The 26,255-nt window shown below is 62.3% G+C and carries 20 protein-coding genes; 11 read left to right on the top strand and 9 right to left on the bottom strand.

Going from position 1 to position 26,255, the window contains the following annotated elements; translation table 11 throughout:
- Window positions 1–42: 42 nt before the first annotated feature.
- A complete protein-coding gene (locus ASD95_RS07590; RefSeq protein ID WP_056723684.1) occupies window positions 43–1,041 on the top strand; it encodes a bile acid:sodium symporter family protein in 999 nt (332 codons plus the stop codon).
- 45 nt (window positions 1,042–1,086) lie between these two features.
- On the opposite strand, the gene ASD95_RS07595 is transcribed toward ASD95_RS07590, so the two are convergent.
- From ASD95_RS07595 to ribBA, 6 genes are all read right to left on the bottom strand, one after another.
- Entirely contained in the window at window positions 1,087–2,802 is a 1,716-nt protein-coding gene (locus tag ASD95_RS07595) for an amidase (protein ID WP_056723587.1), read from the bottom strand.
- Window positions 2,803–3,066: 264 nt separating this feature from the next.
- A complete protein-coding gene (locus ASD95_RS07600) occupies window positions 3,067–4,221 on the bottom strand; it encodes an ABC transporter ATP-binding protein (protein ID WP_056723588.1) in 1,155 nt (384 codons plus the stop codon).
- 16 nt (window positions 4,222–4,237) lie between these two features.
- Window positions 4,238–5,047, bottom strand: coding sequence for an ABC transporter permease (locus tag ASD95_RS07605; protein WP_056723591.1), 810 nt, complete (start codon window positions 5,045–5,047; stop codon window positions 4,238–4,240).
- A gap of 6 nt (window positions 5,048–5,053) precedes the next feature.
- Window positions 5,054–5,998, bottom strand: a complete 945-nt coding sequence (locus ASD95_RS07610; protein WP_056723593.1) for an ABC transporter permease — start codon at window positions 5,996–5,998, stop codon at window positions 5,054–5,056.
- The gene (locus ASD95_RS07615; protein WP_056723596.1) at window positions 5,995–7,020 is read right to left on the bottom strand and encodes an ABC transporter substrate-binding protein; all 1,026 of its coding nucleotides are present in this window, start codon (window positions 7,018–7,020) and stop codon (window positions 5,995–5,997) included. The genes ASD95_RS07610 and ASD95_RS07615 overlap by 4 nt, the downstream gene beginning before the upstream one ends.
- Window positions 7,021–7,334: 314 nt before the next feature.
- A complete protein-coding gene (gene ribBA / locus ASD95_RS07620; protein WP_056723597.1) occupies window positions 7,335–8,444 on the bottom strand; it encodes a bifunctional 3,4-dihydroxy-2-butanone-4-phosphate synthase/GTP cyclohydrolase II in 1,110 nt (369 codons plus the stop codon).
- A gap of 70 nt (window positions 8,445–8,514) precedes the next feature.
- Here ribBA and ASD95_RS07625 point away from each other — a divergent pair, with 70 nt between their 5' ends.
- From ASD95_RS07625 to ASD95_RS07645, 6 genes are all read left to right on the top strand, one after another.
- Complete coding sequence (locus ASD95_RS07625; RefSeq protein ID WP_056723600.1) at window positions 8,515–8,811, top strand: DUF1330 domain-containing protein; 297 nt, start codon at window positions 8,515–8,517, stop codon at window positions 8,809–8,811.
- A gap of 978 nt (window positions 8,812–9,789) precedes the next feature.
- On the top strand, window positions 9,790–11,616 hold the full coding sequence (locus tag ASD95_RS07630) for a DUF1302 domain-containing protein (RefSeq protein ID WP_056723602.1): 1,827 nt from the start codon (window positions 9,790–9,792) through the stop codon (window positions 11,614–11,616).
- Between the two features lie 11 nt (window positions 11,617–11,627).
- Complete coding sequence (locus ASD95_RS07635; protein WP_056723604.1) at window positions 11,628–12,965, top strand: DUF1329 domain-containing protein; 1,338 nt, start codon at window positions 11,628–11,630, stop codon at window positions 12,963–12,965.
- A 177-nt stretch (window positions 12,966–13,142) separates the two neighbouring features.
- On the top strand, window positions 13,143–14,006 hold the full coding sequence (locus ASD95_RS29645) for a DUF1254 domain-containing protein (protein ID WP_236709723.1): 864 nt from the start codon (window positions 13,143–13,145) through the stop codon (window positions 14,004–14,006).
- A 102-nt stretch (window positions 14,007–14,108) separates the two neighbouring features.
- Window positions 14,109–14,498: a DUF1214 domain-containing protein gene (locus ASD95_RS29650; protein ID WP_269083129.1), complete on the top strand. Its 390-nt coding sequence runs from the start codon at window positions 14,109–14,111 to the stop codon at window positions 14,496–14,498.
- Window positions 14,495–15,880 (top strand): DUF1254 domain-containing protein, encoded by a 1,386-nt coding sequence (locus tag ASD95_RS07645; protein WP_056723606.1) that lies wholly within the window; start codon window positions 14,495–14,497, stop codon window positions 15,878–15,880. The genes ASD95_RS29650 and ASD95_RS07645 overlap by 4 nt, the downstream gene beginning before the upstream one ends.
- 485 nt (window positions 15,881–16,365) lie before the next feature.
- Here the strand turns inward: ASD95_RS07645 and ASD95_RS07650 are convergent, their stop codons facing one another.
- Window positions 16,366–18,339 (bottom strand): alkyl/aryl-sulfatase, encoded by a 1,974-nt coding sequence (locus ASD95_RS07650; RefSeq protein WP_056723607.1) that lies wholly within the window; start codon window positions 18,337–18,339, stop codon window positions 16,366–16,368.
- Window positions 18,340–18,476: 137 nt separating this feature from the next.
- On the opposite strand from ASD95_RS07650, the gene ASD95_RS07655 reads away from it, so the two are divergent.
- The 4 genes from ASD95_RS07655 to ASD95_RS07670 all read left to right on the top strand — a co-directional run bounded on the left by ASD95_RS07655 (window position 18,477) and on the right by ASD95_RS07670 (window position 23,391).
- Window positions 18,477–19,145 (top strand): ABC transporter ATP-binding protein, encoded by a 669-nt coding sequence (locus tag ASD95_RS07655; protein ID WP_056723609.1) that lies wholly within the window; start codon window positions 18,477–18,479, stop codon window positions 19,143–19,145.
- A gap of 1 nt (window position 19,146) precedes the next feature.
- Complete coding sequence (locus ASD95_RS07660) at window positions 19,147–21,618, top strand: ABC transporter permease (protein WP_056723610.1); 2,472 nt, start codon at window positions 19,147–19,149, stop codon at window positions 21,616–21,618.
- Entirely contained in the window at window positions 21,608–22,681 is a 1,074-nt protein-coding gene (locus ASD95_RS07665; protein ID WP_056723612.1) for a lipocalin-like domain-containing protein, read from the top strand. The genes ASD95_RS07660 and ASD95_RS07665 overlap by 11 nt, the downstream gene beginning before the upstream one ends.
- Before the next feature lie 131 nt (window positions 22,682–22,812).
- Window positions 22,813–23,391 (top strand): hypothetical protein, encoded by a 579-nt coding sequence (locus ASD95_RS07670; RefSeq protein WP_056723614.1) that lies wholly within the window; start codon window positions 22,813–22,815, stop codon window positions 23,389–23,391.
- Window positions 23,392–23,741: 350 nt separating this feature from the next.
- Here ASD95_RS07670 and hglS read toward each other — a convergent pair whose 3' ends face one another.
- Window positions 23,742–25,148 carry a 2-oxoadipate dioxygenase/decarboxylase HglS gene (gene hglS, locus ASD95_RS07675; RefSeq protein ID WP_056723616.1) on the bottom strand — a complete coding sequence of 469 codons (1,407 nt, stop codon included), beginning with the start codon at window positions 25,146–25,148 and terminating at the stop codon, window positions 23,742–23,744.
- 148 nt (window positions 25,149–25,296) lie between these two features.
- Window positions 25,297–26,253, bottom strand: a complete 957-nt coding sequence (locus ASD95_RS07680; protein ID WP_056723617.1) for an alpha/beta fold hydrolase — start codon at window positions 26,251–26,253, stop codon at window positions 25,297–25,299.
- Window positions 26,254–26,255 lie beyond the last annotated feature (2 nt).

A 26,255-nucleotide genomic window follows, 5' to 3' on the forward strand; every position in this document is an offset into this window, starting at 1 on the left:
GAGTCGCTTTCACGTACTGGCAACCCCCGGATGATCAACCCCATGACTCGCCCCCGTCTGTTACCCGACAACTTCACCCTGACCCTGATCGGCGTCGTGACGCTCGCCAGCCTGCTGCCCGCCAGCGGTCAGGTCGCGGTCGGTTTTGGCTGGCTGACCAACATCGCCATCGCGCTGCTGTTTTTCCTGCATGGCGCCAAGCTGTCCCGCGAATCGATCATCGCCGGTGCCGGGCACTGGCGCCTGCATCTGCTGGTGTTCAGCCTGACCTTCGTGCTGTTCCCGCTGCTCGGCCTGGCGCTCAAGCCGCTGCTGTCGCCGCTGATCGGCAATGACCTGTACATGGGCATGCTCTACCTCTGCGCGCTGCCTGCCACGGTGCAGTCGGCGATTGCCTTTACCTCCCTGGCACGGGGCAACATCCCGGCGGCGATTTGCAGCGCGGCGGCGTCGAGCCTGTTCGGGATTTTCCTCACGCCGTTGCTGGTGGCCCTGCTGTTGAACGTGCACGGCGAAGGCTCCTCGACCCTCGACGCCATCCTCAAGATCAGCGTGCAGTTGCTGCTGCCGTTCATTGCCGGGCAGATCGCTCGGCGCTGGATCGGCAACTGGGTGGCGCGCAACAAGAGTTGGTTGAAGTTCGTCGACCAGGGGTCGATTTTGCTGGTGGTCTACGGCGCGTTCAGCGAGGCGGTAATCGAAGGCCTGTGGCAGCAGATTCCATTGCTGGATCTGGTCGGGCTGGTGCTGGTTTGCTGCATCGTTCTGACGCTGGTGCTGGTGGCCGCGACCGTACTGGGCAAGGCGTTCGGTTTTAATCAGGAAGACCGCATCACCATTCTGTTCTGCGGTTCGAAGAAAAGCCTGGCGACCGGGGTGCCAATGGCGCAGGTGTTGTTTGCCGGCAGCACCATTGGCTTGCTGATCCTGCCGCTGATGCTGTTCCACCAGATTCAACTGATGGTCTGTGCGGTGCTGGCGCAGCGTTATGCCAAGCGGTCGGAATCGATTCCGGAACTGATGGCTCAGGTTGATCCTTGATCGGCAAGCAATGGCGGCTCGAGTGAGCCGCCACGGTTTTACGATTTACTGCTTGCCCGCAACCAATGGCGGAGTACGCGGCGGGATCATGCGTTTGCTGCCGGTCGACTCGAACGCCGATGCCAGGTGCAGCAGCGACGAGTCGTCATAGGCACGACCGGCAAAGGTCAGGCCGACCGGCATGCCGATGTCCGGCATCACGCCCATCGGCACGGTGACCGTTGGCACGCCCAGGTGACGGATGGCGAGGTTGCCATTGGCGACCCAAACCCCGTTGCTCCAGGCGATGTCCGCCGATTGCGGATCGACATCGGCATTCGCCGGCCCCACATCGGCAACCGTCGGGAACAGCACCGCGTCGAGCCCCAGGCGATCCATCCAGTCTTCCAGATCGATCTTGCGGGTTTTTTCCAGCCCGCGCAGGCCGTCCGGCACCGTGCTGATCTGGTCCCACGGGGTGATGCCGCGCTCGGCCATTCGCACGTATTCGTCCATGCCAGCGGCCAGGTCGCCCTCGCGGTTGGGCAGGGTGCCCGGGTCGTGAGGGAAGATCTGCGGGCCGTCGACATCGACGAGGCGATTCAGTTTGGGATCGCCGTTGGCTTGCAGGAAATCATCGAAGGCCCAGGCGGTCAGGTCCCACAATTCATGGTGTAAAAATTCTTTGGAGACGATGCCACGATTGAACACGGTCGGCGCACCAGGACGATCGCCTTCGCAATTGGAAACCAGCGGGAAGTCCACTTCGAGCACTTCGGCGCCTGCGGCTTCGAGGGCCTTGCGCGCCTGTTCCCAGAGCCCGATCACCGAAGGACGGGTATTGATGCGCTGGCCGGTCGGGCCACCAATGCCCGGTGCTTCGGACGTACCGGCTTCAGGGTCGGCGTTGATGTACATGCGTGGAATGCCGAACTTCTTGCCTTTGAGCGCTTCGCTGTTGGCGGCCAGCGCCGCGTAGGATTCAGGGCGTACCGAAGAGGATTTCGGGATCGGCACCCAGGGTTGCAGGCGCCACAGGTCGCCACGGGTGTCCGGGTCATCGGCCACTACCACGTCGAGCACTTCGAGCAGGTCGGCCATGGTCCGGGCAAACGGCACGACCACGTCCATGGTCGGGGTCAACGGCCAGTTGCCGCGTACCGAGATCACCCCGCGCGAAGGGGTGTAGGCGCACAAGCCATTGTTCGAGGCCGGGCCGCGCCCGCTCGACCAGGTTTCTTCCGCCACACCGAAGGCCGCGAAGCTGGCGGCAGTGGCAGTACCCGCGCCGTTCGACGAGCCGGAGGCGAAAGGGGCGGTGAGGTAGTCAGCGTTGTACGGGCTCTCGGCGCGGCCGTAGACGCCGCGTTGCATCCCGCCGTTGGCCATCGGCGGCATGTTGGTCTTGCCCAGGCAGATCGCCCCGGCAGCACGCAGGCGTTCGATGGTGAACGCATCGCGATAGGCGACCAGGTCCTTGAAGGCCGGGCTGCCGGAAGCGGCGGTGAGGCCCTTGACCAGATAGCTGTCCTTGGCGGTGTAGGGGATACCGTCCAGCGCTCCCAGCGTCTGGCCCTTGGCACGACGGGCGTCGGACGCCTGCGCTTCGGCCAGCGCCTCCGGGTTGCGCACCACGACCGCGTTCAGCGCGGTAGGCGTTTCGGGGCCGTCATAGGCGTCGATTCGCGCGAGATAAGCCTGGACCAGTTCAACCGAGGTGGTCTGGCCGGATTCGAGCGCGGCGCGCAGCTCGGCGATGGAAACTTCGGTAACTTCGATCATGCTGCCACCGCCGCTTGCAGGTGGAGGGTCCCAAACACTTCACTTTTCTCGAAATGGACTTTCATATCGTTATTCTCGTTGCACTGTGTGGCACGACAGGGTCGGGTGTTAAAAATACTGAGCACTATTTAGCATTAAACCGGGATTTTAGGAATCCGTTGTCCAATTTATCTTACAGGCGACAGAAAAAAGGCCACCACAACCCGACGTTGTGGTGGCCCGAGGGTGACTCATTATAGTGGCCCGCGCGCGCAGGCCAATGGATCAGTGAGCGCCGGCAGCCTTGTTCAGGTCGCTTTCGGCCCATTCGGTGTAGACGCAGGCATCGGCGGTGGCCCAACGCACCCGCACCGGGTCGCCTGCCTTGAGCGGCATGCCGGCGGCGGACAGCGCCTTGACCGTCATCGAGGTACCGCCAGCAGTGACCACGCTGCAGGTCTGGCTCTCGCCGAGAAACAACACTTCCACGACCTTGGCCGAGACTTCGTTCCAGCCGGCGGCCAGCGGTTCGGCAAGGGCTTGTTCATTGCTCAGGGCCAGGGCTTTTTCCGGACGCACCATCAGCAGCACGTCCTGGTCGGTTTGCAGGCTGGCGGTGAGTCGGATCGACAGCGGCTGCCCTTCGAAGGTCGCCACCGCATTGCCCTGGGCCTTGAGCTTGAGGAAGTTCGAGTTGCCGAGGAACGAGGCGACAAAGGCGTTCGGTGGATTCTGGTACAGGTCATAGCCGCTGCCCAGGCCGACGATCTTGCCGTGGCTGAAAATCGCGATGCGCTGGGACAGGCGCATGGCTTCTTCCTGATCGTGGGTCACGTAGACGATGGTGATGCCCAGGCGTCGATGCAGCTGACGCAGTTCATCCTGCAAGTCTTCGCGCAGTTTCTTGTCCAGTGCACCGAGGGGTTCGTCCATCAGCAGGATGCGTGGTTCGTAGACCAGCGCCCGGGCAATGGCGACCCGTTGCTGCTGGCCACCGGACAGTTGCGAAGGGCGGCGATGGGCAAACTGCTCTAGCTGCACCAGCTTGAGCATCGCATCGACCCGGCGCTCGCGCTCGGCGGCCGCCAGTTTGCGGATGGCCAGCGGAAAGACGATGTTGTCGCGTACCGACAGGTGCGGGAACAACGAATAGCGCTGGAACACCATGCCGATGTCGCGTTTGTGCGGCGGCACGTTCACCAGCGACTGGCCGTTGACCAGGATCTCGCCGCTGCTCGGGGTTTCGAAGCCGGCCAGCATCGACAGCGTGGTGCTTTTACCCGAGCCGCTGGAGCCGAGGAAGGTGAGGAATTCACCGTCCTTGATGTCCAGCGAGATGTTGTCCACGGCGGCAAAGTCGCCGTAGTGCTTGTTCAGGTTACGCAGGCTGACCAGGGGCTTGTCATTTTGCTGCGCGGAATCTTTGATCACTGCACTCATGTCGTACTCCTGGCGCTCAAGCGCTGATTTCGTTGCGCCGGCGCAGAGCGGCGGCGATCACCATGACCAATACCGAGAGGCCGATCAGCAGCGTCGAAGCGACGGCGATCACGGGCGTCAGGTCCTGGCGCAGGGTGGTCCACATTTTCACGGGAAGGGTTTGCAGGGTCGGGCTGGCCATCATCACGCTGAGCACCACTTCATCCCACGAGACGAGGAAGGCGAAGAGGGCGCCGGCCACCATGCCCGGACGGATCGCCGGGAAGGTCACCTTGAACACCGCTTGCAAGCGCGAGGCGCCGCAGATCACCGCCGCGTCTTCAATCGACTGATCGAACAGCTTCAGCGAGTTGATGATCGAGATGATGGTAAACGGCAACGCGACGATCACGTGGCTGACCACGAAGGCGAACATGGTCCCGGTGTAACCCAGTTTCAGGAACAGCGCATACACCGCCACGGCGATGATCACCAGCGGTACGATCATCGGCAGGGTGAACAGGCCGTAGAGCATTTCCCGGCCGGGGAAGCGGCCACGCACCAGGGCGAACGCGGTGGGCAGGCCCAAAGCGACGGCGAAGAAGGTGGTCAGCACCGCGACCTTGAGGCTGGCCATGGCCGCGTTCATCCAGTCGGCGTTGGAGAAAAACTGGCCGTACCATTTCAGCGTCCAGCCCGGTGGCGGGAACACCAGCCACTGCGACGATCCGAACGACAGCAGCACGATGAACACGATCGGCAGCAGCAGGAACAGACCGATCAGCCCGGTGGTGGTGTACAGGCCGAAGCGCATGCGCCGGCTCATGGCATTGGGGGTCAGGAGCATGACGGCTTACCTCGCGTTGCTGGCGCCAACCGGGGATTCCGGCTGGAGCTTCAGGTAGAAGTAGAACAACACCAGCGTGATCACGATCAGCAACGCGGCGCCGGCGCTGGCCAGGCCCCAGTTGAGGAACGACTGCACCTGCTGAATGATGAACTCGGGCAGCATCATGTTTTGCGCACCGCCCAGCAGCGCCGGGGTCACGTAGTAACCAAGGGACATCACGAACACCATCAGGCCACCGGAGAACAGCCCCGGCCGGCACAGCGGCAGGAACACCCGGAAGAAGTTGGTCCAGGGGCTGGCGCCGCAGATCGAACCGGCCTGCAGGATCATCGGGTCGATGGCCTGCATGGTCGCCTGCAATGGCAGCACGATGAACGGGATCATGATGTAGCTCATGCCGATCACCACGCCGGTGAGGTTGTGCACCATCTCCAGCGGTTGATCGATGATGCCCATGGCCATCAACGCCTTGTTGATCACCCCGGAGGCTTGCAGCAATACCAGCCAGGAGTAGGTGCGGGCGAGCAGGCTGGTCCACATCGACAGCAGCACGATGTTCAGGATCCAGCGACCCCAGCCACGGGGCACCAGGGTGATCGCCCAGGCCAGCGGGAAGCCCAGCAACAGGCTGAACAGGGTCACCAGGCCAGCCACCGAGAAGGTGTTGAGCAACACCCGGGCATAGGCCGAGTTGGCGAACAGTTGTTCGTAGTTACCCAGGCCCGGCACCGGTTCCAGCACGCCGCGCAGCAGCAGGCCAATCAACGGCGCTAGAAAAAACAGGCCGAGAAACAGCAGGGCGGGCACCAGGTTGCTTGCGCCACGCCAGCGCTGCGCCAGGGAAGGGGATTGCGTCATCACAGCTGCCTTGGCGGGGGCCGAACCGGCAGCGCCAGTGGCGCTCCCGGTGGCAGTGGATGGACGAGACGCGGTTGCCGTCATTTTCATTTGACCAGCCATTCGTTCCACCGTGTCGCGATGGCCGGACCGTTCTTGGCCCAGTACGCGAAATCAAGAGTGATCTGATCCTTTGCGTAAGCGGTCGGCAGGTTAGGGGCCAGCGTCGAGTCCAGGCGCTGCACGCTGTCGACGTTGACCGGGGCGTAGGCGGTCAGGTTGGAGAAGTCCGCCTGGCCCTTGGCACTGCTGGCGTTGGCCAGGAACTTCATCGCCGCGTCCTTGTTCTTCGAGCCTTTTGGAATGACCAGGATGTCGGCCATGACCAGGTTCTGCTTCCAGCTTACGCCGACCGGGGCGCCGTCTTCTTGCAGGGCATGAATCCGGCCGTTCCAGAACTGACCCATGCTCGCTTCACCGGAGGCCAGCAGCTGCTGCGACTGTGCGCCGCCGCCCCACCAGACGATGTCTTTCTTGATGGTGTCGAGTTTTTTGAACGCGCGGTCCAGGTCCAGCGGGTAGAGCTTGTCCGCCGCTACACCGTCGGCCAGCAGCGCCAGTTCCAGCACGCCAGGGCTTGGCCATTTGTAGAGGGCGCGTTTGCCGGGGAAGGTCTTGGTGTCGAACAGCGCGGACCAGTCCTGAGGCTTGTTGGCGCCGAGCTTGCCTTCGTTGTAGCCGAGGACGAAGGAGAAGAAGAACGAGCCGACGCCATGGTCGCTGACAAAGCGCGGGTCGATCTTGTCGCGATCAATGACTTTGAAATCGAGGGGTTCGAGCAAGCCTTCGGCTGCGGCGCGCAGGGCGAAGTCGGCTTCGACGTCGACCACGTCCCACTGCACATTGCCGCTCTCGACCATGGCCTTGAGCTTGCCGTAGTCGGTCGGACCATCCTGCACCACGGTGATGCCGCTGGCCTTGCTGAACGGGTCGGCCCAGGCCTGCTTCTGCGCATCCTGGGTGCTGCCGCCCCAACTGACGAAGTTGACGCTTTCAGCCGCCAGCAGTGCCTGGCTGGTGACGCTCAGCAGTCCCGCAAAAAGAACCGCGGTCGCACGTTTGTTCAACACCATTTTCACGCCCTCATTGTTGTGTTTATGAGCGGGGCTTGGAGTGCCCGCCTATCGGGAGCAGTAGGTCCGTCGAGTCAGTGCTGACTGTTCGGTCTATGGAATATCATATTATGGTATTCCAAGCTTTGTGCAAGCACTTTGCCGTACCGGCTATCAGCCGAAAGTGGTTTTTTTGGCTCTGGGGATTGGTCTGAGCCTGTCAGGCAATGCAATCCCTTGTGGGAGCGAGCTTGCTCGCGATGAGGGCGTGTCAGTCGATACAAGTGTTGACTGTCATACCGCTATCGCGAGCAAGCTCGCTCCCACAGGGGGCATCACTCGGTGAATGGAATGCTCTCCACCACCTCCAGGTCATACCCGGTCAAGCCCGCATATTTCAGCGGCGGGCCGAGGTGGCGCAATTTGCCGACTCCCAGGTTCTGCAGGATCTGCGCACCGGTACCCACTTCCGAATAAATCCGTGACTGCGAACGGCTGAACTGCCGGGGCGGCTGGGTCAATTGCGGCACCCGTTCGAGCAACGCCTGGGAGGATTCGTGGTTGGCCAGCACCACCACCACGCCGTGGCCTTCGGCGGCGACACGCTGCAAGGCGGCCCACAAGGTCCAGTTGCTCGGCCCGCTGTATTCGGCACCGACCAGGTCGCGCAATGGATCGATCACATGCACCCGCACCAGTGTCGGTTGCTCGCGGCGCAGATCGCCCATGACCATGGCCATGTGGACACCGCCTTCGATGCGATCCTCAAAGGTGATCAGACGAAAGGTGCCATGCACGGTCGGCAGGTCACGTTCACCGATGCGCACGATGGTGTGTTCGGTGCTCAGGCGATAGTGGATCAGGTCGGCGATGGTGCCGATTTTGATCCCGTGCTTGCGCGCGAACACTTCCAGGTCCGGGCGGCGGGCCATGGTGCCGTCGTCATTCATCACTTCGACGATCACCGAGGCCGGCGTATGGCTGGCCAGGCGTGCCAGGTCGCAACCAGCTTCGGTATGGCCGGCGCGGGTCAGCACGCCACCCTCCCGAGCGCGCAACGGGAAGATATGGCCCGGTTGCACGATATCGGCGGGGCCGGCATGGGCGGCGACGGCAGCGGCCACGGTGCAGGCGCGATCTGCGGCGGAAATACCGGTGGTCACCCCGACGGCGGCCTCGATGGACACGGTGAAGGCGGTGCTGAACACGCTGCCGTTGCTCGGCACCATCTGCTCCAGGCCCAGGCGCTTGCAGTGCTCGTCGGTCAGGGTCAGGCAGATCAGGCCCCGGGCTTCACGGGCCATGAAGCTGATCGCCTCGGGTGTGCAGCAGTCGGCGGCCAGCAACAGGTCGCCTTCGTTTTCCCGGTCTTCATCGTCGACCAGCAGGACCATTTTGCCGAGGCGGTAATCTTCGATGATTTCTTCGATGCTGTTGAAGGCCATGCTGGAGTCTCGGTATTTGTTGGATTGGTAGTGTGGTATACCATAATACAAAATAAACCGAGAGGTCACTATGAAGGCTTACTGGATTGCTCATGTGGATGTCACCGACGCCGATCAATACAGCCAATACACCCGGCGGGCGCCGCAGGCGTTTGCCCTGTATGGGGGGCGGATCCTGGCGCGGGGTGGGCGTAGCGAGGCGATGGAAGGCCGGCCTACGCCGCAACGCAGTGTGGTGATCGAGTTTGATTCCTATGAGCAGGCGGTGGCTTGCTATCGGTCGGCGTTGTATCAGGAGGCCAGGGGGTATCGTGAGGGGGGCGCTTTGGCTGAGGTGATTATTGTCGAGGGCGTGGTGCCGGTCTAAAAAGTGACTGAGTACATATCCGTTTCTGTGGTAACGGCGGCTTATGGTTTCGCCCTTACGGCGAGTCACTTTTTTTACAAGCGCCTAAAAAAAGTAACCAAAAAAACGCTCGCCCCGAACGTACGGCCCCTCTTTCGCCCTTACGGCGAGTCACTTTTTTTACAAGCGCCTAAAAAAAGTAACCAAAAAAACGCTCGCCCCGAACGTACGGCCCCTCGCTAAGGCTCGGGGTTCCTTCGCTGCGGCATTCATCCGGGGGCATTGCCCTCCGGTCGGCTTCGCTTCGACCTACATGCAATGAGTTCGACTGCGTCGAACGGCGCTGCGCGCCAGTCCCCGGATGAACACCTCCACTCAGCCTGCCGAGGGGGCGGGTGGATCAAGATCAAGAGCTGCAGGCGAGCTAACGCTCGGCCTGATGAGTGGTGAGAAGCGACGCGGTGGTGTGGGCTGCTCTGTCTTTGCTCTTCTGTGGGAGCGAGCTTGGTCCGGGCGGCGTTCCGACGATGGCGGCCTTATGGCCGACCAATCTCTTTCGGCTAAACGCATTCCCCCTGTAGGAGCTGCCGCAGGCTGCGATCTTTTGTTCCGCACCCTTCGACATTGTCAAAAATCAAAAGATCGCAGCCTCGTTGCACTCGACAGCTCCTACAGGGAAACACGCACACATCAGAACCAGGCCGGCCGGTAGGCCGCCTCGGGCGCTGGTGATGCTGGCTCGCAAGCTTGCTCGGGTGGTATTCGCCTTGCTGAAAGGGCAAAGCGAATATCAGCCAAAAGCCAGTTGAGGGCTTTCCCTCAACCATAGAATCTCCCACAGGGGACCGCATCCGCAGAGATGGAAATGCACACCTTCAGAAATTAACCGAGGCCCCCCGCACTCCCCCGATGATTATTTTTTGTCGGCCATCGCTTGCGTGTCCCGCCCGATAGTTGGGCACCGTGTCCAGGCTGAGCAAACCTGACCGGAGCCCAATAATGATAAAAAAACGCTCGGCCATAGCCGGAGTCCGTCCGCGGCTTCACCGGCTTGGCCACTCTCGCCCGCAACCCCTTGCGCTGGCGATTCTTGCCGTACTGACGGGGCCAACCTACGCCACCACATTCGACATCAACGAAGACTGGAGCCTGTCGACCAGGACCAGCCTGAGCCTGGGCAGCAGCTGGTCGACGCAAAACCCCGACAAAAGCCTGATGACCCGCGCCAACGCCTTGCAGGCCCAGGGCGTGAATGCCAATGGCACCAGCGTCAGCGCCGACGACAACCGGCTGAACTTCGAGAAGGGCGACACCATCTCGCAACTCTTCAAGGGCCTCACCGATGTCAGTCTCGACGGCCAGGGCCAGGGCGCGTTCATTCGCTTCAAATACTGGTACGACCATGCCTATGAAACCGGCAATGGCCGCTTCAAGGATTTCGACGATTCGGGTTGGGACAACCTGTCAAAATTCAAGGGTTTCGAGGTCCTCGATGCCTACGTCTGGAAAGACTTCCAGGTGGCCGGGCATCCGCTGAACGTGAAGGTCGGTAACCAGGTGCTGTCCTGGGGCGAAGCGCTGCTGATCCAGAACGGCATCAACGTGATCAACCCGCTGGACATCTCGGCGTTCAACCGTCCCGGCGTGGAAATCAAGGAAGGCCAGTTGCCGGTGGAGATGGTCTCCTTCAGTTTCGGCCTGACCGACAGCACCAACCTCGAAGGTTTCTACCAGTACAACTGGCGCCCCAGCGTACTCGATGGTTGCGGCACCTTCTTCGCCAGCAGCGATGTGATCCAGCCGGGTTGCGGGCCACTGTACCTGAGTCAGGTACAGACCGATCAACAGATGCAGGCCGCCGGTTTGTACGCCACGTCCCGGGGTAACGAATCGCCCTCCGACAACGGCCAATTCGGCTTCGCCCTGCGCCAGATGATCCCGGCGCTCAACGATGCGGAAGCGGCGATCTACTACATCAACTATCACTCGCGGTTGCCGTATTTCACCATTGACGCCAGGAACACCGCCTTGCCCGGCACCTTCCCCGGTGGCATCCAGGGGCCGAGCTATGCGGCGGCCTTCCCGGAAAACATTCACCTTTACGGCATCAGCCTCAATGGCGTCGAGCCGGTCACCGGGATTTCCCTGGCCGGTGAGTTGAGCTACCGGCCGAACATGCCGATCGCGATCAACGCGCCTGACGTCAACGTCGCCGTGATTTCAGGGCCGGGGGGCAGTTCCTGGTTGCAGTTGCCGCCAGGCTTCAGCACCACCAATGGTAGCCAGTTCGATGCGTGGGAACGCAAGGGTGTCTGGCAACTGACCGGTTCGGCCACCCAGGCCATCGACAACGTACTGGGTGCCACGCGCCTGAGCCTGTTCGGTGAAGCCGGGGTCGTGCACATCGACGATCTGGGGGACGAGCGCCTGGGCCGTAACGCCGCGTTCGGCCGCAGCGCCCCGCGCAACGGCACGGCGTGCAACACGGTAGCTTCAGGCGTGACTAACCAATACTGCACCGACAAGGGCTTTGCCACCGATTGGTCGTGGGGTTATCGCCTGCGCGCCAGCCTCGAATACAGCGATGTGTTGCCGGGCATCAACCTGATTCCCGCCGTCAACTGGCGGCATGACGTCTCGGGCTATTCCTACGATCCGCAAGGGCCGTTCCAGGAAGGCCAGCAAGCGCTGGGCGTGAGCCTGACCGGCGTCTACATGAACGATTACAGCGTGGAACTGGCCTACAACACGTTCTTCGGTTCCAACGACTACAGCACCCTCGACGATCGCGATTTCGCATCCGTCAGCTTCAAGGCAGACTTCTAAGGAGAACCGTTATGCGTATGCAATTGTGCGTGCTGGCCCTGGCCTGCACCGTCGGCCTGGCCCAGGCCAAAGGCACCGATTCGGCGGCACTGGGCAAGACCCTGACCCCCATGGGCTCGGAAGTGGCTGCCAATGCCGACGGCAGCATTCCGGCCTGGACCGGCGGCCTGGGGAGCAACGCCGGCACCGTCGACAGCAAGGGCGGCTACAGCGATCCGTATGCCGCCGAGAAACCGTTGTTCACGGTCACGGCAAAGAACGTGGCGCAGTACGAGAAGTTTCTCAGCCCCGGGCAAATCGCGTTGTTCAAGCGTTTTCCCGACACCTACAAGATGAACATCTACCCGAGCCATCGCAGCGCCAATCTGCCCAAGGAGGTACTGGCGGCCAGTCGTGAGAACGTCGCCAAGACCAGCATGGCCGACGGCGGCAACGGTTTGCATGACTATGCCAGGGGCATTCCGTTTCCGTTGCCCACCGAAGGCCTGGAGGTGATGTGGAACCACATGACCCGTTATCGCGGCGGCAGCTACGAGCGCATCAGCAGCGCCGCGCTGGTGCGTGAAAACGGCGCCACCAGCTACGTGCGCAACCAGTCGCTGATCAACTTCGCCGACACCGTGGGCGGGCTGGAACCCAACTCGAACATTCTGTTCATGTTCAAGAGCCGGGTGCTGGAACCGGCGCGCTTGTCAGGCGAGGCGGTGCTGGTGCATGAGCCGATCGACCAGGTCGCCGAGCCGCGTTCGGCCTGGCAATATCTGCCGGGGCAACGTCGCGTGCGTCGTGCGCCGATGATCGCCTACGACAACAGCGCCCGTTACAGCAACGGCCTGATCACCGCCGACAACATCGACGGCTACAACGGCGCACCGGACCGTTTCGACTGGAAACTGGTGGGCAAGCAAGAGCTGTTCATCCCTTACAACAGCTACAGGATCGGCAGCCGCGACCTCAAGTACGACGCCGTGATCAAGCCCAATCACGTCAATCAGGACCTGGGTCGCTACGAGAAACATCGGGTGTGGGTCGTCGAGGCAACCCTCAAGCCCGGTGCCCGGCACATCTACGCCAAGCGTCGCTTCTATGTGGACGAAGACAGTTGGCAGATCGCCCAGTCGGACCAGTACGACAGCCGCGGTGAACTGTGGCGCAGCGGTGAACTGCACGCGATCCAGCAGTACGACCACGGCTTCACCTATAACGTGCTGGAAACCTCCTATGACCTGATCTCCGGACGCTACTACGCCGGCGGCCTGGCCAACGAAGAGACCGAGCCGATGCGTGTGGGCTTCGCCGCCAAGACTGACGACTACACCCCGTCGGACCTGCGGCGCTGGGCCAAGTAACCATTCGCCAAACCACCACAAATCCAATGTGGGAGCGGGCTTGCTCGCGAAGAGCGAGTGTCAGGCGGCTGCAATGTTGCATGACACACCGCTTTCGTCGGAACGCCGCCCGGAGCAAGCCCGCTCCCACAAGGGGACGGGGGGATGATGTTTTTGTATCTGCCAAGGAGATCTGCCATGCGCTATTGGATATCCGCTCTGGCCCTGGGCGCGAGCCTGGGCACTGTTCACGCCGCAACCCTCGACCGACAGCAAGCGAAAGCCCTGGCCCAGGAAGCCTACGTGTTCGCCTACGCCACCGTCGAACACGACAAGGTACTCAGCGCCATCGCCGCTAAACTGCCGTTCAACCATCTCTACAGCGAGCCGCGCCTGCTCGGCCCGCAAGACGACAAAGTGGTGTCGCCCAACAACGACACCTTCTATTCCCGCGCCTTGCTCGATCTGCGCAGCGAACCGATGGTGCTGGACGTGCCGGCCGTGCAAGGCCGCTACTACAGCTTCCAACTGGTGGACATGCGCACCGACAACCTCGACTACATCGGCACCCGCGCCACGGGTGAGCAAGCGGGGCGCTACCTGATGGTCGGGCCGGACTGGAAGGGGCCAGTGCCATCGGGTTTCAGTGCGGTGATTCGCTCGCCGAGCCGGCTGGTCTTCCTGTTGGGACGGACCGAGGTCAAGGGCGAAGCGGATCAGAAAGACGCCGCACAAGTGCTGAAGGGCTACGCCTTGCAACCGCTGTCCAAAGTCAGCGGCAGCGCGGCCCCTGAACCCTTGGCACCGCTGCAACTGCCGGCGTATGCGGACACCAAGCAAGGGCCGGCGCAGGCGCTGTTCAGCACCTTCAACGCGCTGGCTCCCTTGCACCAATGGACCGCCAGCGAACAACAGAAACTGGCCCGTTTCGCCGCCATCGGCGTGAAGCCGGGGACCGCATTCCAGGCCCCGGAAGACTTGAGCGAAGCCGTCGCCCAAGGCGCCGAGGCCGGTCGCGAACTGGTCCGCGCAGCCTCCAGCCAACTGTCGGTAGAACGGTAGGGCTGGTTACCGTCGCCGTCCAACGTCGGCAAATACGGCGGCGATGACCTGACCCGTGCCGCAGTCGCCTGGCGCTATATCTACATCTACGCCAACGATGCGGTGGAAGCGCAGTACCCGATGGCGTTGCACGATGCCCAGGGCCAGGCGCTCACCGGCCAGCACGCCTATCGCCTGCATTTTCCCGCCGGGCAATTGCCGCCGGTGAATGCGTTCTGGTCGTTGACCCTGTATGACGGCAAAACCCAGTTGCTGGTGGCCAACCCGATCCAGCGTTACGCCCTGGGCGACCGCAGCCCTGGTCTACAATACGATGCCGATGGCGGCTTGACCCTGATCCTGCAAGCCGATGCGCCCAAGGCTGCGCCGCAGGGCAACTGGCTGCCGACGCCGCAAGGTCCGTTCAACCTGCTGTTGCGCCTGTACCTGCCCAGGGGCGGGGCACTGGACGGGAGTTATCAGTTGCCGACGATAACGAGGATCGAATCATGAACCTGATTTGCAGTCGCCGTCGGGTGTTGGGCGGCATGGGGGTATTGGGCGGCAGCCTGATGTTTCCACGCTGGTTGCTGGCCGCCGATTCCGATGACCCTCGGCAGATTGCCAAAGAGGCGTGGATTTACGCCTACCCCATGCTCATGCATTACCAGACCATGGAAAAACAGGCGCTCAACCCGGCTGCGCCGGAGTATGTCGGTGGCTTCAACCGCTTTCGTCATTACGGCGAGTTGTTTACCCCGAACAACCGCGACATCGTCACGCCGAACAACGACACACCGTACTCCTGGGCCTGGCTCGACCTGCGCAGCGAACCCCAGGTGTTGAGTGTGCCGGCGGTCGATGACGAGCGCTATTACGTGCTTCAACTGGTCGACCAGTACACCCACAACTTTGCCTATGTCGGTGTGCTCAGCACCGGTCGCGAAGCGGGGAATTACCTGATCGCCGGACCCGGCTGGCAAGGCCCGACACCGGATGGCGTCAAGGCCGTGCTGCGCAGTGAAACCGAAATCGTCATGGTGCTTGGAAGAACGGGTCTGAAAAACGCCGGGGACCTGCCGGCGGTGCGGGCCTTGCAGCAGCAATACGGTCTGGTTTCGTTGCATGAATACATCGGCAGTGCGCCGCCCGTGGCTGCGCCAGCCATTGACTGGCAACCCTGGGACAGCAAGACCGGGCTGGGGCTGGAGTTTATCCCGGCGCTCAACCAGATCCTCAGCCTGTGCCCCACGCAGCCGTCCGAACAAGCCTTGCGCGCACGCTTTGCCCGGATCGGCATCGTGCCGGGCCAGGCTTTCGACCCGGCGACGTTGCCGCAGGCCACGCGCCAGGCACTGCTCGCCGGGATTCAGGACGCCCGGGCGCAACTGCAAACCGCCGTGAGCCAGGTACGCACCACCCTCGGCCTGTTCGGCACGCGCGAAGCGCTGAACGGCAATTACCTCAACCGCGCAGTCGCGGCGAATGTCGGCATCTACGGCAACAGCGTGGAAGAGGCCTTCTACACCGGCACTCGCCTGGATAACCAGGGGCAACCCTTGCAGGGCGGGCGAAGCTATCGCCTGCGTTTCGCACCGGGGCAATTGCCGCCGGCCAGCGAGTTCTGGTCGCTGACCTTGTATGACTTGCCTGACCGGCAACTGGTGGCCAACCCGATCAATCGCTACTGCCTGAGCAGCCGGGATCATTTGCAAGAGGATTCGGACGGTGGGTTGACGTTGGTCCTGCAGAACGCCGCTCCGCCGGAGCAGAGCAACTGGTTGCCGACGCCGGCGAGCGGGGCATTCAGCCTGGTCCTGCGCCTGTATGGACCCGGGCAGCAGGTGGTCAATCAACGCTGGCAAATGCCGGTGGTTGAAGTAGTGTCTGCCTGAACCGCTTCGCGAGCAGGCTCGCTCCCACAGGTACTGCGTTTATCCTGTGAATCACAGGTGAACGAAGCCAGTAACCAGGCCGGCCGGTAGGCCGCCTCGCTTTTGCTTTGGCTTTTGATCTTCTTGGCAACCCGGCATGGATGCCGGGTTAGCCGCCCCCGGCCATGGATGGCCGATGGCGGCGGGCCCACGGAGCAGGACCGGAGCGAGGGGATGCCGAGCCTAGGCGAGGCACCGAACGTAAGGGGCAAGAGCCCTTGGTTACTTGGGGTCGGGCGGCGTTCCGTTTTTCCAAGTAACTCGCTGTAAGAGCGAAACCGCCAGAGGCCGTTACCGCAGCAATGGATATGTACACCCACAAAACAATCATCGCCTGACACATAGCCATCGCGAGCAAGCTCGCTCCCACAGTGGATCTGTGTCGTTCACAAATGCTGTGAGCTGCATGGATTCCAGTGGGAGCGAGCCTGCTCGCGAAGGCGATATCAAGGCGTAACGATATTGAACTGCGGCGCAAACGTATCGAGGCTGCTCATCAACTCCCCAAGCTTCTTGCCATTGCCCTGCAACTTGATCAGGCCTTTCTGCATCGCCGTCGGGATATCCAGTTGCTTGAGGCTGATCTGTTCCAGGGTGGCCTTGCTCATGGTCACGCTGGCATCCGCCTGAGCGTTGAGCCCGGCACGGTGGGTCAGCACGCCATTGCGTAGGGTCAGGTTGAAGTCCTGGTTCAGGTCATCGAAGGTCCAGTTCAGGGTCAGGTCATGGCCTACGGCCTTTTCACTGTCCAGGCGCACTGCCAGGAAGTCGAAGAACATCTGCGGGCTCATCGCCCGCACCATATCCACCGAAACCGAAGTGCCGGCATTGGCTGGCACGCCGTTGCGCAGTTCCATGGCGCCGGTCAGGTACATGTTGCGCCAGGTAGCGTTTTCACTTTGATAGCCCATTTGCTCCAGCGCCTGGGCCTGGGCTTTGCGGGCGTCGCCGTTGTCCGGATTGGTGAACAGCAACTGATTGCCCAGTTGCGCGGCCCAACGGTATTCGCCCTTGGCCATTGCTGCCTGCATTTTCCCCAGCACCGCCGCTTCGCCGCCCATGGCTTCGACCGAACGCTTGGCCGTTTCTACCGGCGGCAGCGGATTGAGGTTGGCCGGGTTACCGTCATAGAAACCCATGTAGCGCTGATACACCGCCCGGGTGTTGAAACTCAGTGAGCCGTAGTAGCTACGGGTGTACCACTTCTGGTCGAGGCTGCCGGGCAACTTCTTGATCGAGTCGGCGATTTCCAGCGGCGTCAGGCCCTGGTTCAGCAGGTGCAGGGTGCGGTCATTGAGGAAGGCGTACATGTCGCGCTGGTCGGCGAGGAAGGTGCGGATGCGCTCGCCACCCCAGGTCGGCCAGTTGTGCTGGGCGAACAACACGTCGCTCTTGTCGCCGTAACGCGCCAGGCTGCCGTCCAGGTACTCGGCCCAGGCCTTGGCGTCGCGTACTTGGGCGCCGCGTGGGGTGAGGATGTTGTGCATCATTTGCGTGGCGTTTTCCGCCATGCACAAGGCGCGCAACTGCGGCAGGTACAGGTTCATTTCCGCCGGCGCCTCGGTGCCCGGGGTCAACTGGAATTCCACGTCGAGGCCGGCGATGGTGCGGGTTTCCAGTTCCTTGTCGATCAGGTCGGTGGGCGGGATCAAGGTGACGGTGCCGCCGCTCGGCGTGCTCTTGCCCAGGCCGGCGTCGACCTGGCCTTTTTCGCCACGGGGCAGCAGGCTGCCAAACTGGAACTGCGCGCGGCGGCTCATGGCGTTGCCGGCGTAGACGTTCTCGCTCATCACGTGTTCCATGAACCCGGCGGGGGCGAACACCTTGACCTTGCCGGCCTTGACGTCGGCTTCGTCGATGACTCCGCGCACGCCACCGAAGTGGTCGACGTGGGTGTGGCTGTAGATCACCGCCACTACCGGTTTGTGCGGACGGTTCTGGTAGTACAGGTCCAGCGCCGCCTTGGCGGTTTCGGCCATGGTCAGCGGGTCGATGATGATCAGCCCGTCGTCGCCTTCGATGATGGTCATGTTGGCCAGGTCGAGGCCGCGCACCTGATACAGCCGGGGGCTGACTTCGAACAATCCGGCATGGGCACTGAGTTGGGCCAGGCGCCAGAGACTCGGGTTGACCGACTCCGGGGCCTTATCCTTGGCGAGGAAGTCATAGGCCTGGATATCCCAGATGACCTTGCCCGAGGCGTCCTTGACCTGGCCCTTGAACGGCGCGATCAGACCCTTGGTGACCGACTCGTAGTCGGTGCGGTCGGTGAAGGGCAGTTGCTGCAGCACCGCGGCGTTACTGGCGGTGGTTTGCGGGCTGGCCGCGACCGGTCCATCGGCGGCGACCACCGATTGCGCAAGGCAGGCAGTGATCAGGCAAGCGAACAACCCACGAGGGCTCAAGGTGAAACGAGGCATGGCGTCTCCGTTTTTTATCGTTATGGTTAGACCAGCGTCGAGGGTAGGGCGGGGTTCAGCCGGGGCGATCATCAGCAACGGACAAAAAACATTCAGGGCCGCTATCCTTGGGCCATGCATATCCAGCAGGTTGACCCATGCTTGAAGTCCATGGCGTTTTCAAAAGCTACGCCACACCGCAGGGGCCACTGCCGGTGCTGCAAGGCGTCGACCTGACGCTCAAGCCCGGCAGCAGCCTGGCGCTGATGGGCGAGTCGGGCAGTGGCAAAAGCACTTTGCTGCACCTGATCGCCGGGCTGGACAAGGTCGATCGCGGCAGCATCCGCAGTGGCGAGCATCGCCTGGAACAGATGAATGAAGGGCAACTGGCGAACTGGCGGCGTACGGAAATCGGCCTGGTGTTCCAGCAATTCAATCTGATCGGCAGCCTGCGGGTCGAAGACAACCTGGCGATTCAGGCACGCCTGGCGGGGCGTCATGACCCACGCTGGCAGGCGCACCTGGTGCAACGCCTGGGCTTGGGCGATTTGCTGCGGCGCTATCCGGAGCAACTGTCCGGCGGCCAGCAGCAACGGGTCGCGCTGGGCCGGGCGCTGGCGGCGCGCCCGCCACTGCTGCTGGCCGACGAGCCCACCGGCAGCCTCGATGAAACCACTGGTGCCGAGGTATTGCAGTTGCTGCTGGAATTACTCGAGGACAGTCCCACCAGCCTGTTGATGGTCACCCACAGTCCCGGCGTGGCGGCGCGGCTGGCCAAAAAAGCCCTGCTGTGCGGCGGTCGCCTGGCCGGTGCGGGTGAGCGCTGACATGCGCATCTTTGGCGAAACCCTGCGCGCGCTGCTCAGCCACTGGCGGCAGCATCCGGTGCAGTTTTTCAGTGTACTGACCGGGTTATGGCTGGCTACCGGTCTGTTGACCGGCGTCCAGGCACTCAACAGCCAGGCCCGTGACAGCTATGCCCGCGCCAGTCAGTTGATCGGCGGCGAGCCCCAGGCCAGCCTCGGTGCACCTGGCGGCGGCACGTTCCCCCAGCAGTGGTTTATCGATCTGCGCCGCGCCGGGTGGCCGGTGTCACCGGTGCTGCAAGGTCGGGTCATGCTCAAGGGGCACGAAGAGCAGCGTTTGCAGTTGATGGGCATCGAGCCGGTGTCGCTGCCGGCGGGTGCGGCGGTGGCCGGACAGGCCATGGCGATTGAACAGGTGGTCGGCTTTTTCAGTCCGCCGGGCAGTACCTGGATCTCGTCGCAGACCTTGCAGGCACTGGGATTGCGTGAGGGAGACCGGCCACTGAACCTGGCGGGCGTGGCACTGCCGCCGCTGCAGGTGCAGGCCGACATGGCGCCCGGTGTGCTGCTGGTGGACATCGGTTTTGCCCAGCAGATTCTGGGATTGCCAGATCAACTGTCGCGGCTGCTGTTACCAAAGGATTTCACCGCGTCGCTGCCGGAGCCGTTCAAGGGCCAGTTGCAACTCAAGCGCGCCGACGAAGAAAACAACCTGGCGCGCCTGACCGAAAGTTTCCACCTCAACCTCGATGCCCTGGGGGTACTGTCGTTCGTGGTCGGCCTGTTTATCGTGCACGCCGCCATCGGGCTGGCGCTGGAGCAACGGCGAAGCCTGCTGCGGACCCTGCGTGCCTGCGGTGTGAGTGCGCGGATGCTGATCGCTTGTCTCGCCGTCGAATTGGCTGGATTGGCCCTGATCGGCGGCGTGGCCGGGGTGGTCAGCGGCTACCTGCTGGCCGGCGTGCTGTTGCCCGATGTCGCCGCCAGCCTGCGTGGCTTGTACGGCGCCGAAGTGGCGGGGCAGTTGAGCCTCAGCCTGTCGTGGTGGTTCAGTGGTATCGGCTTGAGTCTGATCGGCGCGTTGCTGGCCGGGGCCAACAGTCTGTTGCGGGCGGCGCGTCTGCCCTTGTTGGCGCTGGCCGACCCGCAGGCCTGGCATCAGGCCCACGCACGCTGGTTGCGCCGCCAGGGTTGGGTGGCGGCTTTGGCCGGGGTGATTGCGCTGCTGGCGTTGATTTTCGGCGACAGCCTGATCAGTGGCTTCGTGTTGATGGCGGCGCTGTTGATTGGTGCCGCGCTGGCCTTGCCGGTGATGCTCAGTTGGCTGCTCAGTCTCGTTTCGCAGCGCAGTCGCTCGGTACTCGGCCAGTGGTTTGTCGCCGATTGCCGCCAGCAACTGCCGGCGTTGAGCCTGGCCTTGATGGCGCTGCTGTTGGCCATGGCGGCGAACATCGGTGCCGGTAGCATGACCGCAGGCTTTCGCCAGACCTTCAGTGACTGGCTCGAACAACGGCTGACGGCCGAGCTTTACCTCAATCCCCAGAACCCGGCCCAGGCCCGGGAGCTGCACAGCTGGCTCAATCAGCAGCCGCAATTGGCGGCGGTGCTGCCCAACTGGCAGGTTTCGATCCGGTTGCAGGGCTGGCCGACGGACCTGTCGGGGATCATTGACCATCCGACCTATCGCCAGCACTGGCCGTTGCTCGAGACCTTGGGCGACAACCCTTGGGAGCGGCTGGCCAAGGACGATGCGGTGATGCTCAGCGAACAACTGGCCCGGCGCCTGCACGTGCAACTGGGCGATCACTTGACGCTGCCGACGCCCACCGGCCTGTGGTCGCCACGGATCGTCGGGATCTACGCCGACTACGGCAATCCCAAGGGCCACATACTGGTGAACATCAGCCACCTGCTGCGCGGCTGGCCGCAATTGACACCGAACCGCTTCAACCTGCGCATCGAACCGCCGTCGATCCCGGCGTTCGTCACGGCATTGCAGGCGCGTTTTACCCTGGAGGACAGCCGCATCGTCGATCAGGCGCGGCTCAAGGGCTGGTCCACGCAAGTCTTCGAGCGCACCTTCGCCGCCACCGCCGCCCTCAACAGCCTGACGCTGTGCGTGGCCGGGGTGGCGCTGTTCATCAGCCTGTTGACCCAAAGCCAGAGCCGTCTCGGGCAACTGGCGCCATTGTGGGCGCTGGGCGTGACCCGGCGGCATCTGATGTTGCTCAACCTCGGGCAAACCTGGTTGCTGGCGATCTTGACCCTGGTGCTGGCGTTGCCGCTGGGCATCGCCCTGGCGTGGTGCCTGGACACGGTGATCAACGTGCAGGCCTTTGGCTGGCGCCTGCCGTTGCGGGTGTTTCCATTGCAACTGTTGCAATTGATGGGGCTGGCGCTGGTGGCGACGCTACTGGCCTCGGCCTGGCCGTTGTACCGTTTGTACCGCACGCAACCGGCGGACCTGCTGCGTACGTTTGCCCATGAAGATTAAGGCCTGCGTGTTACTCCTGGCGCTGCTGGCGAGCGGTTGCGATCAGCCGGCACCGGAGCAAAAGGGCTTTGCCGGGCTGGGTACCCAGGCCGCTGCGTTCACCCCGGTGGTGCCCGGTCGGATGTTCAGTTTCCCGGCGGATCACGGCCCCCACGACGGCTTTCGCATCGAATGGTGGTACGTCACGGCCAACCTGAAGGACGATCAGGGCAATGAATTCGGCGTGCAATGGACCTTGTTCCGCAGCGCCCTGAAAGCCAGCCCCGAGGTGGCGGGTTGGCAGAACCAGACGATCTGGCTCGGCCACGCCGCAGTGACCTCGGCGACGGCACATCACGCGGCCGAACGTTATGCCCGTGGCGGCATCGGTCAGGCCGGTGTCAGCGTTGCGCCGTTCAATGCATGGATCGACGACTGGCAATTGCGTAGCCAGGCGACTGCCGACGACCCGTTGGCTGACGTGCTACTCAGTGCCCGCGACCGGCGATTCAGCTACCGGCTGAGGTTGACCCCGACAGGTCCGCTGGTGCTTCAGGGGGACCGTGGCTTCAGCCAGAAATCAGAACAGGGTCAGGCCTCTTACTACTACAGCCAGCCGTTCTTCCGGGCCAGCGGCACCCTGGACATCGACGGCAAGACCTTCCAGGTCAGTGGCCCGGCCTGGCTCGACCGGGAATGGAGCAGCCAGCCCCTGACGGGCAACCAGACCGGTTGGGACTGGTTTTCCCTGCACCTGGACAGCGGCGAGCAGGTGATGCTGTATCGCATGCGGCAAAAGGACGGCGAGCCTTACCTCACCGGCACCTGGATCGACGCCCGGGGCCAGGTACAGTTGCTGCATGCCGGCGACATCATCCTCACGCCGCAAGACACCGCCCGGGTTGCCGGGCGCACGATGCCCATTCGCTGGTCGATCAACATCCCCGCCAGACACCTCGATATCGCCATTACCGCGCTCAATCCCCAGGCCTGGATGGACTTGCGCATTCCGTACTGGGAAGGCCCGGTGCGCCTCAGCGGCAGTCATGCAGGGAGTGGCTATCTGGAAATGACCGGGTATTAGTACCCTGCGCCACGAAATTCAGCGGTCTGCCGCGACCACTTGCCGAACAGCGTCTATGCTCAGCGCACACATGGCGTTGAGCCCGTTTTCAACGCCGTCTGTTGCCATCTATCACAGGGAAAGTTCTGCCTATGAAACGCCATGCACTGACCAAAGCCATCACCCTCGCTACCATGTTGTCTGCCGCCAGTTTTGGCGCGGTTGCCGCCGATATCCCATTGTCCGAAGTCGTTGTGGCTGATCAGGTCTCCACCAAAGTCGTTTCGGTTGATGCCGCGAACCATTCCGTGGTTCTGAAGGGCCCGCAGGGCAACGAGTTCCCGGTGCAATTGACCGACAAGGCGAAAAACCTCGATAACCTCAAGGCCGGCGATACGGTCGACATCACGGTCACCAGCGCCGTTGCAGCGTACCTCGACACCGATATCGACAAAGGCCTGCCCGGCACCGCCGAAGCCATCGGCGAAATCCGCGCAGCACCCGGCAGCGCCAATCCGGGCGGCGAAGCTTACCGCCAGGTGAAAGTGCAGCTGAAAATCACCCACATTGACCTGAAGAAAAACCAGGTGACCTTCGAAAACCCGGAAGGCAAGTCCAAGACCGTCGACGTCAAACGACCTGAAGTCCAGGCCAAACTCAAGGACTTGAAAGTCGGGCAAAGCGTCAACGTGGTTTATACCGACGTATTGACGGTGACCAGCCAACACTAATATTGAGTAATGGTTCTATACAGGCTGATTATTTTTGTGCAAGTTTTGTATAGGAATAATCAGCCCGTAATGGCCGAACAGGTGAGTTTGTACTGTCGTGTTGCATAGTATTTAAATCGACATCTTGTTAAACATTGTGTCGATAAATTTCATCTTTGTGGCACGGACATATCAGTCCGTTTCTACTAAAATGCTTTCCGTTCGCCCAGTGTCAGGGCTCTTTACCAGTGCATGGATTGCCGAGGCCATTGCACTGGGCGAACACTTTATTTGTTGTATTGAAGGTTTTGGATATAAAAAAAACGGGCGGCCTGCAGGTCGCCCTTTTTTATTGAGTTGTAACAAGTCCTTCAGCCTTGTTTTTTATTGACTTGAACAACATCGGCCAACGCGGCGAAACACTGTTCGATCGAACGCCGCTGGCTCTCGGCATACAGTTCCAGTTCATCGATCGTTGAACGCCCCAGGGCCTGTTCGAACGCCTGCTGGTTGGCATGGGCGCCGTAACGGGTTTGTGCCGCATCCCCCAGGTTTGACTGAAAAATCCCCGCCGCGCTGACCGGCAGGAAGTCTTCGTACACCAGCGGTTCAACCCGCAGGTATCCATCGCTGAGCAGGTCTTCCAGGGGCGTGCTTTTCAGGTCGCCCGCCGTCATGCCTTTTTCCGTCACGAAGTAGCGGAAGTAAGCCAGGCCCTGTTGGCGCATGCCTTCCCAGGTGTCAGGGAACTCGCTGAAATGCTGTGCCATCAGGGCGTTGTAGCGTGCGGCGTTGGCTTCGTTGGGGAAGTCCTCGAGTTCATCCCGTGCGGCATTGAGCAAGCGGTCGTAGAGTGCGCGACCTTTGGGCGTGAGGGCGGCACCGCGCTGTTCGATCTCACCGAACCGGGCACTGTGGCTGCCGCGAGCCTCGTTTTGATCGGTGAAGGCAATCGGCTCGTCCAGGGCCTTGAAGCTGGTCTGGCGCAGCAGGATCGGGCACTGGCGGCGAGGCGGGCCTTCGATCACCGCTTTGGGGGTGATGCCATGGGCCGGCATCTGCGCCTGGACGATGTCGATGTCCAGGGTCCGCGGTGTCAGGTGGTTGATGTGCGGGCCCTTGAACGCCACCACGTCGGCGATCAGACGATGCTGGGCGCTGAGCTGTCGATACTGTTCGGCGGTGACGGTGGCGCTGTGGTGCCAGCGAAAGGTTTCCAGTGCCTGTTCGACGAACGCCTGGGCTTCCTGCTCGGTCAGGCCACCCCGGGATTCGGCGCGTTCGACGAGCGTGAGGGCCGTGGGGGTGAAGATCGAGCGCTGGTCGAGCATCGACTGGGCGAACGCTCGCAGCTCCTGGTCTTCGATCAATTCCAGGCGCAACAGCGAGGTGAACACCCGGAACGGGCTGACTTGCAGCGATGCTTCATGCACCGCGCGAAACGCCGTGGAATGCACCGGCACGCCGGCCGGTGTCAGGTCGTAGTAACCCACCGGTTGCATGCCCATCACCGCGAACAGGCGGGCGAGGGTCGCCAGTTCGTCGGCGGTGCCGACGCGGATCGCCCCATGACGCTCCAGGTCCAGGCGCTCGATTTCGCCGGTGCTGGTGAGCTGCCGCAGGATTTGCCCATCGCTGTCCAGCACGTGACGGTTGGTCTGTTCCACCAGTTCCATCAAAGCGCCGTACAACGGCACCTCCTCGCGGTACATGTCGGACATCGCTTTGGAGAAGCGTTGGCGGATCAGGTCAGGGCTGACGAAGTTCGGGTGGTTCATGAACAGGATTCCTGGCGCGGTGACGTAAAGGATGGACAAAAGATCGCAGCCTTGCGCGACGCCGACAAACGAAGTTTCTGACGAACTTCATTCTGTAAAGGACTGTCAGGGGGCGTTCTCAATTAGTTTCCCCACCTGAGAACGCCCCCTAGTGCAGTCGTTGATCCTGTGGGCTCTCCGAACGCAGCGATGCCAAAAACTCGCGATACAGGCGCGCCGAGCCGTAGGGCGCTTCCACCATGGGCATGTGCCCGATGGCGTCCCAGATATGCACGCGCAGGTCGGCGATGCCCTTGCTCCAGATCGCCACGCTGCTGACATCGATCAGCCGGTCCTTGCGTCCCCACAGCAACAGCGCCGGGGCGGTGATGTCGGGCAGGCGCGGTTCCATCGGCGGGCTGGCGCGGAATTCGTGGAAGATTTCTTCCAGCTCCTCGCGGGACTGTTCATAGCGCTGGGCGACGGCATCGAGCACCAGCTTCGGTACCCAGGGCGGCGAAGCCATGGTCATGGCGTAGAAACGCTGGAATTCTTCCCGCGAATGAATCAGAAACGGGTTGTGGCCCTTGGCCAAATGCCGTTCAAGGTCACTGGGCTCGGGCGAAGTGACCCCGGCCGGGTCGATCAGGGCCACCGACACAATGCGCTCCGGATACGTGGCCGCGAGCCAGGCCGCCATGTAGCCGCCCATGGAGTTGCCGATGACATGGACTTTCTCGACTCCACACACGTCCAGCAGCTGGATCATGCGCTTGGCTTGCAGCGGGATGTCGTAGCCGCCGCCCGCCTTGAAGCCGGTTTCACCATGGCCGGCGATGTCCGGGATGATCACCCGATGGCTGCCGACAAAGTGCCGGGCGAAACGCAGCCAGAGGTTCTTGTCGGCGCTGAAGCCATGGAGCATCAGCACACTGCTGGTGGCCTCGTACGGCCCGCCTTGCCAGGTCGAGACGGTCATTTCGGGGATGGGCACGACGATCTTGTGCAGCCGGTACAACTTGGCCTCGGCCGCCATGCTCAAGTCATAGAGCCAGTAGCCGATGGCCGGGTAGGTCAGCCAGCTCCAGGCGACGAACACTACGAGAACGACGAACAACAAAAGCATCA

The sequence above is a fragment of the Pseudomonas sp. Root71 genome (assembly GCF_001429045.1).
GTDB classification, from domain to species: Bacteria; Pseudomonadota; Gammaproteobacteria; order Pseudomonadales; family Pseudomonadaceae; genus Aquipseudomonas; species Aquipseudomonas monachiensis.

Excerpts from the sequence above, each read along its gene's own strand:
- ribBA (WP_056723597.1), bottom strand. The coding sequence starts at position 8,444 with ATGGCCTTCAACAGCATCGAAGAAATCATCGAAGATTACCGCCTCGGC.
- ASD95_RS07630 (WP_056723602.1), top strand. The coding sequence starts at position 9,790 with ATGATAAAAAAACGCTCGGCCATAGCCGGAGTCCGTCCGCGGCTTCAC.
- ASD95_RS07590 (WP_056723684.1), top strand. The coding sequence starts at position 43 with ATGACTCGCCCCCGTCTGTTACCCGACAACTTCACCCTGACCCTGATC.
- ASD95_RS29645 (WP_236709723.1), top strand. The coding sequence starts at position 13,143 with ATGCGCTATTGGATATCCGCTCTGGCCCTGGGCGCGAGCCTGGGCACT.
- ASD95_RS07655 (WP_056723609.1), top strand. The coding sequence starts at position 18,477 with ATGCTTGAAGTCCATGGCGTTTTCAAAAGCTACGCCACACCGCAGGGG.
- ASD95_RS07625 (WP_056723600.1), top strand. The coding sequence starts at position 8,515 with ATGAAGGCTTACTGGATTGCTCATGTGGATGTCACCGACGCCGATCAA.
- ASD95_RS07595 (WP_056723587.1), bottom strand. The coding sequence starts at position 2,802 with ATGATCGAAGTTACCGAAGTTTCCATCGCCGAGCTGCGCGCCGCGCTC.
- ASD95_RS07680 (WP_056723617.1), bottom strand. The coding sequence starts at position 26,253 with ATGCTTTTGTTGTTCGTCGTTCTCGTAGTGTTCGTCGCCTGGAGCTGG.
- ASD95_RS07645 (WP_056723606.1), top strand. The coding sequence starts at position 14,495 with ATGAACCTGATTTGCAGTCGCCGTCGGGTGTTGGGCGGCATGGGGGTA.
- ASD95_RS07650 (WP_056723607.1), bottom strand. The coding sequence starts at position 18,339 with ATGCCTCGTTTCACCTTGAGCCCTCGTGGGTTGTTCGCTTGCCTGATC.
- ASD95_RS07670 (WP_056723614.1), top strand. The coding sequence starts at position 22,813 with ATGAAACGCCATGCACTGACCAAAGCCATCACCCTCGCTACCATGTTG.
- ASD95_RS07615 (WP_056723596.1), bottom strand. The coding sequence starts at position 7,020 with ATGGTGTTGAACAAACGTGCGACCGCGGTTCTTTTTGCGGGACTGCTG.
- hglS (WP_056723616.1), bottom strand. The coding sequence starts at position 25,148 with ATGAACCACCCGAACTTCGTCAGCCCTGACCTGATCCGCCAACGCTTC.
- ASD95_RS07660 (WP_056723610.1), top strand. The coding sequence starts at position 19,147 with ATGCGCATCTTTGGCGAAACCCTGCGCGCGCTGCTCAGCCACTGGCGG.
- ASD95_RS07610 (WP_056723593.1), bottom strand. The coding sequence starts at position 5,998 with ATGAAAATGACGGCAACCGCGTCTCGTCCATCCACTGCCACCGGGAGC.
- ASD95_RS07635 (WP_056723604.1), top strand. The coding sequence starts at position 11,628 with ATGCGTATGCAATTGTGCGTGCTGGCCCTGGCCTGCACCGTCGGCCTG.
- ASD95_RS07605 (WP_056723591.1), bottom strand. The coding sequence starts at position 5,047 with ATGCTCCTGACCCCCAATGCCATGAGCCGGCGCATGCGCTTCGGCCTG.
- ASD95_RS07600 (WP_056723588.1), bottom strand. The coding sequence starts at position 4,221 with ATGAGTGCAGTGATCAAAGATTCCGCGCAGCAAAATGACAAGCCCCTG.
- ASD95_RS07665 (WP_056723612.1), top strand. The coding sequence starts at position 21,608 with ATGAAGATTAAGGCCTGCGTGTTACTCCTGGCGCTGCTGGCGAGCGGT.